General features: G+C 72.6%; 13 protein-coding genes. 6 read left to right on the top strand and 7 right to left on the bottom strand.

The genetic code is table 11. The features are described from left to right. Window positions 1–66 precede the first annotated feature (66 nt). The gene (locus ACFXOM_RS03815; protein ID WP_384948142.1) at window positions 67–471 is read left to right on the top strand and encodes a hypothetical protein; all 405 of its coding nucleotides are present in this window, start codon (window positions 67–69) and stop codon (window positions 469–471) included. A gap of 192 nt (window positions 472–663) precedes the next feature. Here the strand turns inward: ACFXOM_RS03815 and ACFXOM_RS03810 are convergent, their stop codons facing one another. The 3 genes from ACFXOM_RS03810 to ACFXOM_RS03800 form a co-directional block, all read right to left on the bottom strand. Then, the gene (locus tag ACFXOM_RS03810) at window positions 664–2,049 is read right to left on the bottom strand and encodes an alpha/beta hydrolase (RefSeq protein ID WP_385036885.1); all 1,386 of its coding nucleotides are present in this window, start codon (window positions 2,047–2,049) and stop codon (window positions 664–666) included. Between the two features lie 93 nt (window positions 2,050–2,142). Continuing rightward, entirely contained in the window at window positions 2,143–2,298 is a 156-nt protein-coding gene (locus ACFXOM_RS03805; protein WP_385036859.1) for a hypothetical protein, read from the bottom strand. A 612-nt stretch (window positions 2,299–2,910) separates the two neighbouring features. Next, window positions 2,911–3,678, bottom strand: a complete 768-nt coding sequence (locus ACFXOM_RS03800; protein ID WP_385036857.1) for an SDR family NAD(P)-dependent oxidoreductase — start codon at window positions 3,676–3,678, stop codon at window positions 2,911–2,913. A gap of 376 nt (window positions 3,679–4,054) precedes the next feature. Here ACFXOM_RS03800 and ACFXOM_RS03795 point away from each other — a divergent pair, with 376 nt between their 5' ends. Further along, a complete protein-coding gene (locus ACFXOM_RS03795) occupies window positions 4,055–4,597 on the top strand; it encodes a hypothetical protein (protein ID WP_384940916.1) in 543 nt (180 codons plus the stop codon). 67 nt (window positions 4,598–4,664) lie between these two features. Here the strand turns inward: ACFXOM_RS03795 and ACFXOM_RS03790 are convergent, their stop codons facing one another. After that, a complete protein-coding gene (locus tag ACFXOM_RS03790) occupies window positions 4,665–6,122 on the bottom strand; it encodes an FAD-dependent monooxygenase (RefSeq protein WP_384948148.1) in 1,458 nt (485 codons plus the stop codon). A gap of 113 nt (window positions 6,123–6,235) precedes the next feature. On the opposite strand from ACFXOM_RS03790, the gene ACFXOM_RS03785 reads away from it, so the two are divergent. Further along, on the top strand, window positions 6,236–6,808 hold the full coding sequence (locus ACFXOM_RS03785) for a TetR family transcriptional regulator (protein ID WP_384940976.1): 573 nt from the start codon (window positions 6,236–6,238) through the stop codon (window positions 6,806–6,808). 357 nt (window positions 6,809–7,165) lie between these two features. Here the strand turns inward: ACFXOM_RS03785 and ACFXOM_RS03780 are convergent, their stop codons facing one another. After that, window positions 7,166–7,900, bottom strand: coding sequence for a Mut7-C RNAse domain-containing protein (locus tag ACFXOM_RS03780; RefSeq protein ID WP_384940912.1), 735 nt, complete (start codon window positions 7,898–7,900; stop codon window positions 7,166–7,168). Between the two features lie 492 nt (window positions 7,901–8,392). Further along, window positions 8,393–9,226, bottom strand: a complete 834-nt coding sequence (locus ACFXOM_RS03775; protein WP_384948151.1) for a DUF6597 domain-containing transcriptional factor — start codon at window positions 9,224–9,226, stop codon at window positions 8,393–8,395. A gap of 63 nt (window positions 9,227–9,289) precedes the next feature. On the opposite strand from ACFXOM_RS03775, the gene ACFXOM_RS03770 reads away from it, so the two are divergent. Continuing rightward, window positions 9,290–9,862: a TIGR03086 family metal-binding protein gene (locus ACFXOM_RS03770; protein WP_384940909.1), complete on the top strand. Its 573-nt coding sequence runs from the start codon at window positions 9,290–9,292 to the stop codon at window positions 9,860–9,862. Here the strand turns inward: ACFXOM_RS03770 and ACFXOM_RS03765 are convergent. Then, the gene (locus ACFXOM_RS03765; protein WP_385036855.1) at window positions 9,777–10,175 is read right to left on the bottom strand and encodes a hypothetical protein; all 399 of its coding nucleotides are present in this window, start codon (window positions 10,173–10,175) and stop codon (window positions 9,777–9,779) included. The two genes, ACFXOM_RS03770 and ACFXOM_RS03765, sit on opposite strands and share 86 nt — an antisense overlap. A gap of 369 nt (window positions 10,176–10,544) precedes the next feature. Here ACFXOM_RS03765 and corA point away from each other — a divergent pair, with 369 nt between their 5' ends. Beyond that, window positions 10,545–11,645: a magnesium/cobalt transporter CorA gene (gene corA / locus ACFXOM_RS03760; RefSeq protein WP_384948157.1), complete on the top strand. Its 1,101-nt coding sequence runs from the start codon at window positions 10,545–10,547 to the stop codon at window positions 11,643–11,645. 349 nt (window positions 11,646–11,994) lie between these two features. Then, window positions 11,995–12,933, top strand: coding sequence for a MarR family transcriptional regulator (locus ACFXOM_RS03755; protein WP_384940903.1), 939 nt, complete (start codon window positions 11,995–11,997; stop codon window positions 12,931–12,933). Window positions 12,934–12,948: the final 15 nt, after the last annotated feature.

Raw genomic sequence — 12,948 nt, 5'->3', positions numbered from 1 at the left:
GTTCCGCTGTGGCGACCGCGCGGCAGCCGAGATGCCCTACGCCGGTAGCCTGTTGAGGGAGTTCACGTGTACGTGGACGAGCGGTCGACTTCCACCGGGGGGCACGTGGTGCGCATGCGCAGGGCCGTCATCGCCGTCCTCGCCCTGGTGGCGGTGGCGGGGTGTTCTTCGGCCGAGGACCAGCAGCGGCTGACCGGGTTGCGGGCGAACTACTGCCTCCAGCTGGGGACGTGGCAGAAGGCGCGGAACGCCGCGGGCACGACCACGCCGGAGTCCCCGGCGGACGAGAACGTCGAGGCGGCCGCTCAGGACGCCTTCCTCGCGATGCGACCGCTCCGGGAGGAGGGCGTCCGCGGAGGCCGCACCCTGGGCGAGGAGACGGTCATGGCGATCACCGGCGCCGACGCGACAGCAGAGTCGAGGGTCGTGCACTACTGCGACGACGCCGGCTTCGAGACGCTGACCCGGTAGTGGGCTCACTCCCGAGAGCCTGACTCGCTCCGTCGCCGGGACGCGGCGCGGGAAGACGGCGGGTGGGAGCCGGGCCCGCCAACGCCCTGCGGGAGGATCAGGCGGCGCGCCGGGCAGGGGCGAGCGATGTCGACTCGACGATCCCGTAGCTGTGTACCCGGCCGCCTGTTCGGGGGCGGTCGTGTGGATGCTTCAGGAGGCGGTGTCGCCGGTCCCGCCGCCGCCGGTGTCGACGCCGCCGCGCGGCCTGGGCGCGGGGAAGGGGGGCGTGTCCGGCCGGCACGTCGCCCCCACCGGCGGGAGGGTGCCGTCGATGAAGTAGCGGCTCTCGTACTCCTTGACGCAACTGCTCGGATTGATCAGTGCCGTGTGCCCGTACCCGTGGTGGGTGAGCAGGCGGGCGCTGGCCAGTTCCCCGGCCATGGCTCGGGCGTCCGCGTAGGGCGTGGAAGGGTCGTAGCTGGTACCGACCACCAGGACGGGGCGGGCCGTCGGCTTGTTCCACGGACCCAGGTAGCGGTTCGCAGCCACGACCGGCCAGGTGGCGCACGGTTCCGCGGCCCAGGTCCAGAAACGGCCGGCGTCGCCCGCCCGCAGGGCGCTGGCTTCCTCCAGAGCGTGGTACGCACTGGGATCACGCGGATTGGGGCTGTCGCCGCAGAGCACCGCAGCCGCCTGTTCCTCGCCCAGGTACGGGTTCGGACGGGGGACCGGCGGCGGGGGCGGCGCTGCGGGCGGCTCGGGAGTCCGCCCCTGCCAAAGTTCCTGCAGCCTGTCGGCGAGGTCCGCCCATCCGGGGTGGACGACGTAGAGGCCGTTCACGACGTCACCGACGGTCCGGCCGTAGGTCCAGGGGCCCACCGGGTGCTCCCGGAGGCGCTGTGTCAGCTGGTCCCACTTGTCCCGAGTCGCCTGCGGGTTCCCGGCGGAGAAGGCGCAGCGGGCGGGGGTGGTGGATCCGCACAGGGCCAGGAACTGGTCCAGGGTCGCTGCGCCGGTGCGGTCGGAGCCCATGCGCAGGAAGGTCGGGAGGGTGGGCTTCCGTGGGGAGCCACGATCCGTCCAGGCCGTGGGGTCGATGTCGCTGTCGAGGACCATGGCGCGGACCCTGCCGGGGAACAGGTTGGCGTAGGTGGCGCCGAGGATCGTGCCGTAGGAGATCCCGAGGTAGTTCAGTCGTGGTTCGCCCACGGCCTGGCGTAGCTGATCGAGGTCGCGGGCGGTGTCGGCGGTCGACACATGGCGCAGGAGGTCGGGGTCACGTTGCCGGCAGCGCCGGGCCAGGTCCTTGTACGCGGCGATCCAGGCCGTCCGCTCCTGCTCGCCCGCCGGGAAGCCGGCCGGTTTGCTCGCCGTCCAGGCTTCGGCCGCCGCGGGGTTCGTGAAGCAGTTCACAGCGGTGCTGCTGCCGACTCCACGGGGATCCCAGCTGACGATGTCGAACCGTTCCCGTACTTCTCGGGGGAAGAGCTCGTACTCCTGCGGGAACTGCACCGTCCCGGGCCCGCCAGGGCCGCCGGGGTTGAAGAAGAGGGTGCCGATGCGCCGTTCGGTGACGGCCGCCTCCCGTTTGATCACTGCCAACTCGATGGTGCGGCCCCCGGGGCCGTCGTAGTCCAGCGGGACCTCCGCGGTCGCGCAGTCGAACGGGCTGCCCTGGACGCAGGGTTGCTAGTCCAGCTGCGGAGCGGGCACCGAGGGCGGTGGTCCGCCGGTCACGGCGAGGTCCGGCCCGGTGTACACCGTCGAGCAGACCGCAGTCACGGCGATGACGGCGATGAACGCGGCCGTTCGACCCCGGCACGCCGGGGGGCTGGGTATCGGCATGTCTCCCCCTTCGGAGCTGGGCGCCGGTGCCGTGGGCGCGCCGGACGGCGGCATGTTCCCGCGTCCACCAGATCCCGCCGCGTGCGTGCGCGCGCGTCGGCTTCAGCCGAATGGCCGAGTCATCGGCACCGAGGCCGGTGCCCCTTCGCAGGCGCGGGGCCCGCGCGCGTCGTGGTCGGACACGTGCCGCTTCGCACGTTGCCCTTCGCACGTTGCTCACGTTGCCCCCTCCGGCCGGGGAGGCCCCATCGGTCGGGGCTGTGGTCGTGACCGCGGGCACGATCGCGTCGAGGTGCGTGTCCGGGGCGGGGCGGGTTCCTTCCGCGACGGCGACCACGACCGGGCGGGGGGTGGCAGGGCAGGGGGAGCCGGGCGCCGGCGTGGGGGCTCACTGTGCGCATGCTCGCCGTGGGGCGACCCTGCCGGCCCCGCTGTCCGGGCGTACGGTTCGGACCCCTCGGCCAGTGGGTGCCACCGGCCGAGGTGACCCGTCCCCCGTGTACGCGCGGTCCTGCTCGGCGCCGGACCAGCGGGCGGGCGCCGGGCCGTGCCCCGTCACCACGCCCGGGTCGGCGGGCGCGTCACGCGACCGGCGGCTCGCCGTACGGGAGGTCAGTGCTCGCGGTGAACCTTGGTGTTGGAGGCCTGGGCACGCGGTCGGACGATCATCAGGTCGACGTTGACGTGGGGTGGGCGGGAGACGGCCCAGGTGATGGTCTCGGCGACATCCTCGGCGGTGAGGGGCTCGGCGACGCCCGCGTAGACCTTGGCGGCCTTCTCGGTGTTGCCGCGGAAACGGGTGGTCGCGAACTCCTCCGTCTTGACCATGCCGGGCGCGATCTCGACGACGCGGACGGGGGCGCCCACGATCTCCAGACGGAGGGTCTCGGCCAGCACGCGGGCGCCGTTCTTCGCCGCGACGTACCCCGCGCCGCCTTCGTAGGTGCCGTGGCCGGCCGTGGAGGAGAGGACGACGACGGTGCCGTCGCCGCTGGCGGTGAGAGCCGGGAGCAGGGCCTGGGTAACGTGGAGCGTTCCGAGGACGTTGACCTCGTACATCCGGCGCCAGTCGGCCGGGTCGCCGGTCGCCACCGGGTCGGCGCCGAGTGCTCCGCCGGCGTTGTTGACCAGCACCTTGACCGGTCCCGAGCCCTCCAAGGAGGCGGCGAACGCGTCCACGGCGCCGCGGTCGGTGACGTCGAGTGCGTGGGCGGTGGCTTGATGGCCGGTGTCGGTCAGCTCGGCGGCGATGTCCTCGATGCGGTCCTTGCGGCGGGCGGTGAGGATCACGTGGTAGCCGACCGCGGCCAGCCCGCGGGCGGTGGCGGCGCCGATTCCGCTGCTCGCTCCGGTGACGACGGCGATGGGGGCGGCGGTCATGGAGGCTCCTCGGTCAGCTGATCGATTCAGGAGTCAGGATATGCCGCGGTCGGTGACTGCACCGTGCACCCGTGGGCGGGGCCGCCCCGCGGTGCGGGGTGGCCCTAAGGGCCTGGGAGGGGGATCAGCGCCGGGTGCCCCGCCGGGCGGGCCGGTAGCCGTCGTCAGCCGTGCCGCCGTGGGCACCGCCCCGGCCTCCTCCGCTGTTCCGCCGACCGGTGGGCCGTCGGTCTGGAAGCCCGGCGACTGCCCCGAGCGGCGTCGCGCGCGGTCGCTCTCGTCGAGCTTCCGGCGTTGGGGTGACGTTGGGGCGCCCTGGGACGCGCCGGATTGACAGGGGGTCAGCTTTGTGGGCGCCAATCGGTATCTTTCGGGCATGCAGGTGATGCGGAGGAGTCTGATCGTGGTGTCCGTCGCTGCGGTGGTGGTCCTGGCCACAGGTGCGGGGGCGGGTGCGGGCACGGCCGTCCGGGCGGAGGCAGCCCCTGCTGCGGAGGCGGTCGAGGTGGCCGAGGTGGCCGAGGCGGACGTGGCGGTCGAGGCGGACGTGGCGCACCACGGCTACGCCTGGCTCTGGGACGGCCGGATCGGGGTCTGGGCGGAGAGCAGTAATGACGGCCCCGGTCAGGTGGCCGACGCGACCGTGCGGTTGGCCTTCTCGGTGCCGTTGAGCAGCAGGCTCCAGCTGCCGCCGTCGTGCCTGAGGGGCGGGGACCGTGTGGTCCTGTGCCGCACGGGCGCCCTGCCGGTGGGTGGCAGGCCGAAGGGGATCAGCCTGGATCTGAGGGCTCTCGGGAAGCCCGACGAGCTGGTCATGGCGGTGTCGACGGCATGGAGCGACGGAGCGGTGGACCGGAATCGCGCGAACGACGAGCACCGCGTGCTGGTCCTTGCGACGGCTGACGGATACGTCTTCTGAACCCGGGGCGGTCCCGGCCGACGCGCCCCGGGGGGTGGTGACGGTCGGTGCCGGGCGCAGCCCCGCCTCATTGCCGTGCCCATGCGACATATCCGTCCGGGCGGATCAGCAGGGACGTCCGCCGCGGCGTACGCCAGTGGGCCGGGGTGACGGGGCCGGCTGCAGCGGGCGCCCCTTGCGCGGCGCCGTCCGTGCCCTTCGGGGTGATCAGGACGAATCCGCCCGTCCGGAGCAGTTCGTAGAGGCGGCCTTCCGCGAGTTCGACGTCGGGGACCCGCCGCCCGGTCAGCCGGTGGGCGCCGCGCGGCCGGCCGTAGGAAATGCCGATCCCGGAGATCATGCCCATCGCCTTGTCCGCTGCGGGCCGGACCGAGCTCAGGAGCAGGGCGGCGGAGGAGCGCGCCAGGCGTTGGAGCGGTGTGTGTGCCATGGCGAGCCGGACGATCGCGCCGCTGCTGCGCAGGACCATCGCGCCGACCGGGTGCCGTTCGGACTGGTAGCTGTCGAGGAGTGCGTCGGGCTCCGGCGCCCCGCCGCGCACGGCAGCCGCAAGCTTCCAGGAGAGGTTCGCCGCGTCCTGCAGGCCGGTGTTCATCCCCTGCCCGCCGGCCGGGGAGTGGACGTGCGCCGCGTCGCCCGCGAGGAAGACACGACCCAGCCGGTACGCGGGCGCCTGCCGCTCGTCGCTGTGGAAGCGGGAGATCCAGCGGGCGTCCTTCATGCCGAAGTCGGTGCCGAGTGCCCGACGTGCGATGTCCCGCACCTCTTCGAGGTCCACGGGCTCGCCGTCCGGTACCTGATGGCTTCGCCGCCACCCCATGACCCGGTACCAGCCGTCGCCGAAAGGCGCTATGAAGGCGAACGCCTCGCCCGTGCCGTTGACCGCGAGGACGTCGTCGGGCTCCTGCGCGAGGCGGACGTCCGCCAACACGATGGATCGGACGACCGATGCACCGGGGAAGGGGAGGCCGAGGGCCTCGCGCACGGAGCTGCGAACGCCGTCCGTCCCGACGAGGTAGCGCGCCCGCAGGGAGGTCTCCGGGGGCGTGGAGCCGGTGGTGTGCAGCTTCGCGGTCACCGAGTCGGCGTCCTGGTGAAGGTCGCGCAGCTCCGTGTCGTAGCGGATGTCCACCCCCGCGGAGACTGCTCGGCGCTCCAGCAGCCGTTCCACCTCGTACTGCGGCGTGATCAGCAGGAACGGGAAGCGGGAGCGCAGTCGGGAGAGGTTCAGTGAGAGGTGGCGGAAGAACTGCAGCCCGGTGATCGTCGTGCCGGTCTTCAGCAACTCGTCGGCCAGGCCCCGGGCGTCCAGCAGCTCCAGCGTGCGGGCGTGCACGCCGAATGCGCGGGTCATGTTGCTGGTCTCGTGCGAGCGGCGCTCGACGACCGTGACCCGGAGCCCCGCGCTTGCGAGGTCGCCCGCGAGCAGCAGGCCGGTGGGGCCCGCACCCACGACGATCACGTCGGCGTCGGGACCGCCTGGGGTGGTCGTGCCCTCACCGCGTGTGCCGGGTGTCCCGCTCATGACTTCCTCCCGTCAACGACTGTTGGCCAACGCTTGTTGGTCAACGCTTGTTGGCAACCTTAGATCGGCTGCCCTCGTGCGTCAACACCCGTTGGCCTACACTTGTTGGCGTGATACCGGAAACAGACGTAGCACCGCGCCGTTCGGACACCACGCGTGCGGCGATCCTCGAAGCCGCGCGCGATCGCTTCGCCGCGGACGGGTACGAGAGGGCCACCATTCGCGCCATCGCCAGGGACGCCGGCATCGACCCGTCGATGGTGATGCGGTACTACGGCAACAAGGAGCGGCTCTTCGCTGCGGCGTCCGACATACGGCTCCGGCTGCCGGAGCTGGGTGCGGTGCCCGGCAAGCACGTCGGCGCCGTCCTGGTCTCCCACTTCCTCGACCGGTGGGAGGACGACGAGGTGCTGACGGCGCTCTTGCGCGTCGGGGTCACCAACGCCGCCGGCGCCGAGCGCATGCAGGACGTCTTCCGGGACCAGCTGCTGCCGATAACGTCCGGAGTCTGCCCGGTCCCCGCCGAGGCTCCCCGGAGGGCGGCGCTGGCCGCCTCGCAGATCATGGGCATGGCGCTGGCCCGCTATGTACTGCGCATTCCTCCCTTGGTCGAGATGCCCAAGGAGGAAGTGATCGCCTGGCTCGCGCCCACCGTCCAGAGGTACCTGACGGCCGAGGCCCCGTAGGCGAGCCCTCGGCGCAGCCCAGCACCGCCGGCGGCCTCCCGCGGGCCGGGCCCACGGCGGTTCCTCGGTGCACGGTCGGTGTCCGCACGGTCGGTGTCCGCACAGTCGGTGTCCGCGCGGCGCGCGTGGCCCGGGACACCTGGCGCCCGCCCGGGGGCAGCCCGGACGCCGGCAGGGGGCGGGGGTGAGTGGAGTCGGCGGACGGGGCGCTGGACGGCCCCGGCGGGACGGGTGGCGCAGCCCCCCGTCTGCCGCGCCCCGTCGGTCGCCCGGTGGAACCGGTGTGTCGGTCCCCGTGGGACGGTGTGTGACGGCTCCCCAAGGCCACCAGGCCACTGAGCCACTGGCTACTGACCCCTAGGCCACCGCGCCGCCGAACTCGCGCAGGGCGCCTTCGACGATCGCCTCCAACCGAGCGTGGTGCGCGCCGCGCCAGTAGACCCGCTCGCAGTCCGTGCACTGGGCGAACACGTCGTACGAGCGCTGCGTGCCCTGCTCCAGGTGGTGCTCGACGGATCCCTTGTCGGCGTCGGCCAGAGGGCCGTTGCAGGCCGTGCAGCGGGTCCACGGCGCCAGGACGGGCGCGAACCGCTGGAGCACGTCGCGGAGCTGCTCGTCGGGGCGGTCGCTGTAGACGTACGCCCCTGCCCACAGTTCCCGGCGGCGCAGCAGCCCGCGGTCCCGCGACAGCATCACCCGCCGCTCGCGGGCGGACAGCGTGGCCAGCGCCGCGTCACCGATGTCCTCGCTCTCGTACGCCGCGTCGACGCCGAGCAGCCTCAGTCGCCGGGCGAGAGTGCCCAGGTGGACGTCGAGCAGGAAACGGAGCGGGGCGCCCGGTACGCGCTGGGGGCGCTCGACGCCCAGCACCTCGACGTGCTCACCGGCGGTCGGGACGTGCGACGCCGGGGCCGGGCGGCCGTCCACCAGCAGCCGCCCCGCTTCGGTGAGGGGGACACCGAGCGACTCGACGACGTGACCGAGGGTCGAAGAGCCGTCGGTGACGAGCGGCGTCCGGCCGTCGCGGCGCTCCGCCGCGACGAAGAGCCGCAGCTCGGGGGCGAAACTGATGTGGATCTCCGGTCCGTTCACGCCGTCAGCATGCCATCGGGTGGACGGGGCGGGCCACGGCTTTCCGCGCCGGCACGGTGGCGTCCGACCAGCTGGCTGGGGGGGGAGTGGTGGTCGGCCGCGGGTCGCCCGGTCCTTCACCCGTGCCGCCGCGACGTCGTGACGTGTGCTGCCGCCGGCCCGGAGGAGGGCCGGCCCGACGGGCGACGGAGAGCGTCGCTTCGCGAGGCGGCCCGTTCGGCGGGATCGCGCCGCCCTTCCCGTCAAGCTGATCGGGACCGGGTGGCGGCCGGGTGTCCGTTCGGGGACCCTGTCGGTCAGGTGCGGCCCGGGTCGTCCCGTCGCGGGCGTCGTGTCGGCGGCGGCGCCCGGAGCGCAGCCGCCACCGCCGCCCGGTCGACGCGGCCACGGCAGGTGATGCCCATCGGGCGGCGGTCCGACCAGCCGCGCCAGGCAGCCCCACGGCAGTTGGCGTCGCCTGCGTGTCGCCTGTGCGTCGCCCGCGCGCCGGCCTCAGCGCTGCTGCGCCCGGTACGCCGTCGGCGGCACCCCTACCGTGGCCGTGAAGTCCCTGACGAGGTGGGCCTGGTCGCTGTAGCCCAGTTCGGCGGCGAGCGTCGCCCAGTCCGGCTCGTTGCCCGGCCTCCCCTCCGCCTCGGCACGCTCCAGGGCCTCGTGGATGCGGTAGCGCAGGACGACCCACTTGGGCCCCACGCCGACGTACGCGGCGAAGAGCCGTTGCAGCGTGCGCGCCGACACGTCCTCCAGTGCAGCGAGTTGGCCCACCCGGCGGATCGTCCGGTCCCGACGGACCCGCTCGACCAGTGCCGTTGCGCGCTCCGCCTGCGGATCGGCGGCGGGGCGGAGCCCGAGCAGGAAGGCGTCGAGCGCCGCGACGCGGGCGTCCTCCTCGTCCGGCGCGACGACGGCGTCCGCGTCCGCGTCCGTGAGGACGTCATCGACGGGTACGCGGCGTCCCGTCCACTGGGAGACCGGCCACTGCGGCGCGAAGGGTCGGAAGCCGCCCGGCCGGAACTGTACGCCGCAGACCCGCCCCCGCCCCTCCAGCTTCTTGGTGAAGAGCTCACGGCCGACCCCGGCCACCTCGCCCCAGGGTGCCTCGTCGCCGTACCGCTGGAAGACCACGTTCACGCACGGATGGGGCACCACGTGGGAGGCGTACGGCTCGGCGAGGTCCCAGTCGATCAGCCAGTAGTGCTCGAGGTAGGGCCGCAGCGGAGGGGCGGCCTCCCGGCGACGGAACCGCACGCGAGCGAAGAGCTCGCGGGCGTCGACGATGCCCCGCGTGTCGCTTCGCGGGCCGTCTCCCGCCTGAGGCTCGGCCATGTCCGGATCCTATGTCGCGTTCGTTCAAGACGCAGGGGGCGCGGCTGCCTAGGGTCCGGGGCCATGAAGGCCATCAGTGAACTGCTCGACGCCACGACCGCGCGTGCCTTGCCGGTGGTGCGCGCGGTGACCCCGGACCAGCTGACCGCTCCGACCCCCTGCGCGGACTACGACGTACGCGCTCTGGTCAACCACCTCCTCCAGGTGATCGTGAACTTCCGAGCGCTCGCGGCGAAGCAGGACGCCGACTTCTCCACCACGCCCGACCTGACCACCGGGGACTGGCAGGGCGCGTTCGAGGAGGAGGCCGCGCGGCTGGCGAAGGCCTGGGCCGAACCGGGTGCGGAGGACGGCACGTCGGGCTCCCTGGGGTTCCCGGCCAGGACCGTCGGCCACATGGTGCTCGGCGACCTGACCGTGCACGCGTGGGACCTGGCCCGGGCGACCGGTCAGGCGTACGACCCGGATCCGGACGTCGTCACGGAACTCGATCGCGCGTTGACGGAGATGGCGCCCACGGCCCGCGCATGGGGGGCGTTCGGCGAGCCCGTCAGCCTGCCGGAGGACGCTCCGGCGTTCCATCGGGTGCTGGCGACGACGGGCCGTGACCCGCACTGGAGCCCGCGGGCGAAGTGACCCGGTCGGCGTCCCGGCAGCCCCTGGAGGCGGCGGTGTTCGGGCTGCCGGCAGCTCCGGCGGCGCGCCGGGCCTGCTGCGGGCCGTCGGCGTCGTACAACCCGGCGAACCGGGCGTACGCCCCCTGAACGATGTCCGCCGCCTCGACCAGCATCTCCCGTTCCGCGGCGCGCGCGGCGGCGTGCGTGCAGCGGGCGGGGTACGGCGAAGTCCGCGCCGGACGTCTGCGCCGCCACCAGCTCTCGCACACCGCGTAGACGCCGCCGGCACAGACCGTCAGCGGGATGCACAGGACCAGCAGGACGTCGGCCACGCGGGCCTCCTCGGGGTCACGGCAACGGGAGCACTCCGGCCGATCACGGGACCGGTGTGTCCACCACGGGGGTCATGGTGGACATCGGCCGTCAGGGCGATGTGCTGGAGTGCGTTCACTGCTCAGACGGGTGTCCGGACCCTCGGTGTGTGCGCGCCACACCTTCGGGGAAGCCTCGCTGGCAGGACCCCGGCACCGCCCCCGGCGGGGGCCGCTCCGAACGAGCCCGCGGCCGCCCCGCGTCGATCTGCAGCCGCTGTGGGCCCCGCTCTTCATGGACAAGAGGGTGTGGGCCGTACAGGGTTGCGGGAGCGAGTGCCGAGGCCGATGAGTCCGGCAGCCCCTGTCCGCCCGGGAGCCCAGGTGTCGATGATCCGCAACCTCCGCCGCGCGGTGCGTCGCGCGTACCGCCGCACGGTCGACCTGAGCCATCCGGCGCGTTCACCGCTCGGCAGCTCCGTCGTCAACTGCGTGGGCTACGCGGACGGTGTGCGGCAGGTCGGCAACTGCCCGGCAGAGGAAGCCCTGCGGCGGGTGCGCAAGGAGAACCTGGCGGCACCCGAGAGCAACAGCTTCGTCTGGATCGGTCTGCACGAGCCCGCCCGCGACGAGTTCGCCTCGCTCGCCGAGCTGTTCGGCCTCCATCCGCTGACCGTGGAGGACGCCGTCAACGCCCACCGTAGGGCCAAGGTCGTGCAGTACGACGACACGCTGCTGGCGGTCTTCAAAACGGTCGGGTACGCGGAGCACGACCACCTGGCTGCCACCAGCCAGGTGGTGGAGACCGGTGAGATCACCGTGATCACCGGCCGGGACTTCGTGATCACCATCCGGTACGGGCGGCACGGCTCGCTCGGGCCGCTGCGCGAGGCCCTGGAGGCGGTGCCCGCGCAGCTCGGCAAGGGCCCGTCGTCCGTGCTGCACGCCATCGCCGACTTCGTGGTCGACGAGTACCTGGTCGTGGCCGACGCCGCGCAGGACGACATCGAGGCCGTGGAGACGGCCGTCTTCTCCGAACAGGCCGGCCGCGGGGATGCCGGGCGGATCTACCAGCTGAAGCGGGAACTGCTGGAGTTCAAGCGGGCCATGTCGCCGCTGAGCCGGCCGTTGGAGGCCCTGGCCACCCAGCCCGCCCCGCTCGTCGACGCCGACATCCGGCCGTATTTCCGGGACGTCTGCGACCATCTCGCCCGTGCCAGTGAGCAGGTCCACGCGTACGACGCGCTCCTGGACTCGATACTCCAGGCACATCTGGCGCAGATGACGTTCGGGCAGAACGAGGACATGCGCAAGATCACCGCGTGGGCGGCGATCGTGGCCGTACCGACCATGGTCTGCGGGGTGTACGGCATGAACTTCGACCACATGCCGGAATTGCGCTGGACGTACGGCTATCCGGCCGCGCTCACCGTCATCGCGGTCGTCTGCTTCGTGATCCACCGGGGCTTCCGGCGCAACGGCTGGCTCTGAACCCGCCCGCTCCGCACGGCCGGGAGCCGGAGCAGAGGGAGGGACCGCCAACCGGTTCCCACGGGGACGGCCGCATCACGGTCGGCATCTGCGCGATGCCGCTCCGGCGGACACGGGTGCCGCACGTGGCAGATGCTCCCGACCGACGGTAACCGTACGTAGCTGATCGAAATTCCATGGGTGGAACGACTGGTGATCAGCGGAAGTTTGCAGCTTCTGTCACATTGTGTCACCGACAGAGGAATCGCCTTCACGGCTGATACATATACCCCCTCGGGGTCATATGTCAGTCACCCGTGCGAATTTCGTGCGTGTCGGGCACGAGCGGGTTCCAGGTCAAGGGGGAGTGGTGTCGGACATTCGCGAATCCCTTCACCGAGCCGGGCACGGCGTGCTCTCTCTCGCACTGACCCAGTGCCGAAGTGACAAGACCACCACGGCTCTTCGGGTGCGGGGCAGGCCCGGCGGTGTGTTCCATCTACGGCAGGGAACCGTGGTCGCGGTCGAGAGCCCGGGAGCCCCTGGGGTCGAAGTGCTTCTCCTGCGCTCCGGTCGGGTGAGCGAGGCGGACTGGTCCGCGCTGTTCCCCGCGCCGGCCGCTGCGGAGACCGCGGATGCCGAACTCGTCACCCGCGGGCACATCGGCGCGGCCGAGCTTCAGGTCGTCTCCGCGATGGCCTTGCAGGACGCAGTATTCGCCGTCGTCGCGGGAGACATGACCGATTGCGTTGCCACACACGACAGTGGCCCGGAGGGCCCCCTCGCGCCCGGCGACGATCCACTGCGGCTGCTGGACACCGCCGCCAGGAAACTCGCCGGGCTCGCCGCGCTGCCCCATGCCGTCCTGCCCGACCGCGAGCGGGTCGTCGCCGGGCAGGGCGTCAGCGGCTCGGTGGAGGAACTGGCGCCGCACAGGCGCGAGATCCTCTTCCTCGCCAACGGCCGGCGCACCCCGCGGGACATCGCCTTCGCGCTAGGCCGCGGCGTCTACGGCGTGACCGTCGAGACGTCCCGCATGCTCGGCGAAGGGCTTCTGGAGCGGGCCACGCGCGGTGCGGGGGCGATCGGCGTGCCCAAGGTATGGGCGGAGCACGCACCGGTGCCACGCCATGAGACCGCCGCCGTGGACACCGTGCGCGGTGGGGAAGCACTGCCCCGCCGCACCCCCGGAGCCAGCGGATTCAGGTCGAAGACCCTCGTCCATGAGGAATCCGCAACGAGTTGGAAAGGGCTCTTCCGACTCAGGAGCCGTACCCGGGCGGCGGAATTCAGGGTCGCCGACTCCTGATGACCCCGGGGAATC

The sequence above is a fragment of the Streptomyces sp. NPDC059169 genome (assembly GCF_042755225.1).
Taxonomy (GTDB): domain Bacteria; phylum Actinomycetota; class Actinomycetes; order Streptomycetales; family Streptomycetaceae; genus Streptomyces.
This window is presented reverse-complemented; position numbering and strand designations above follow the sequence as displayed.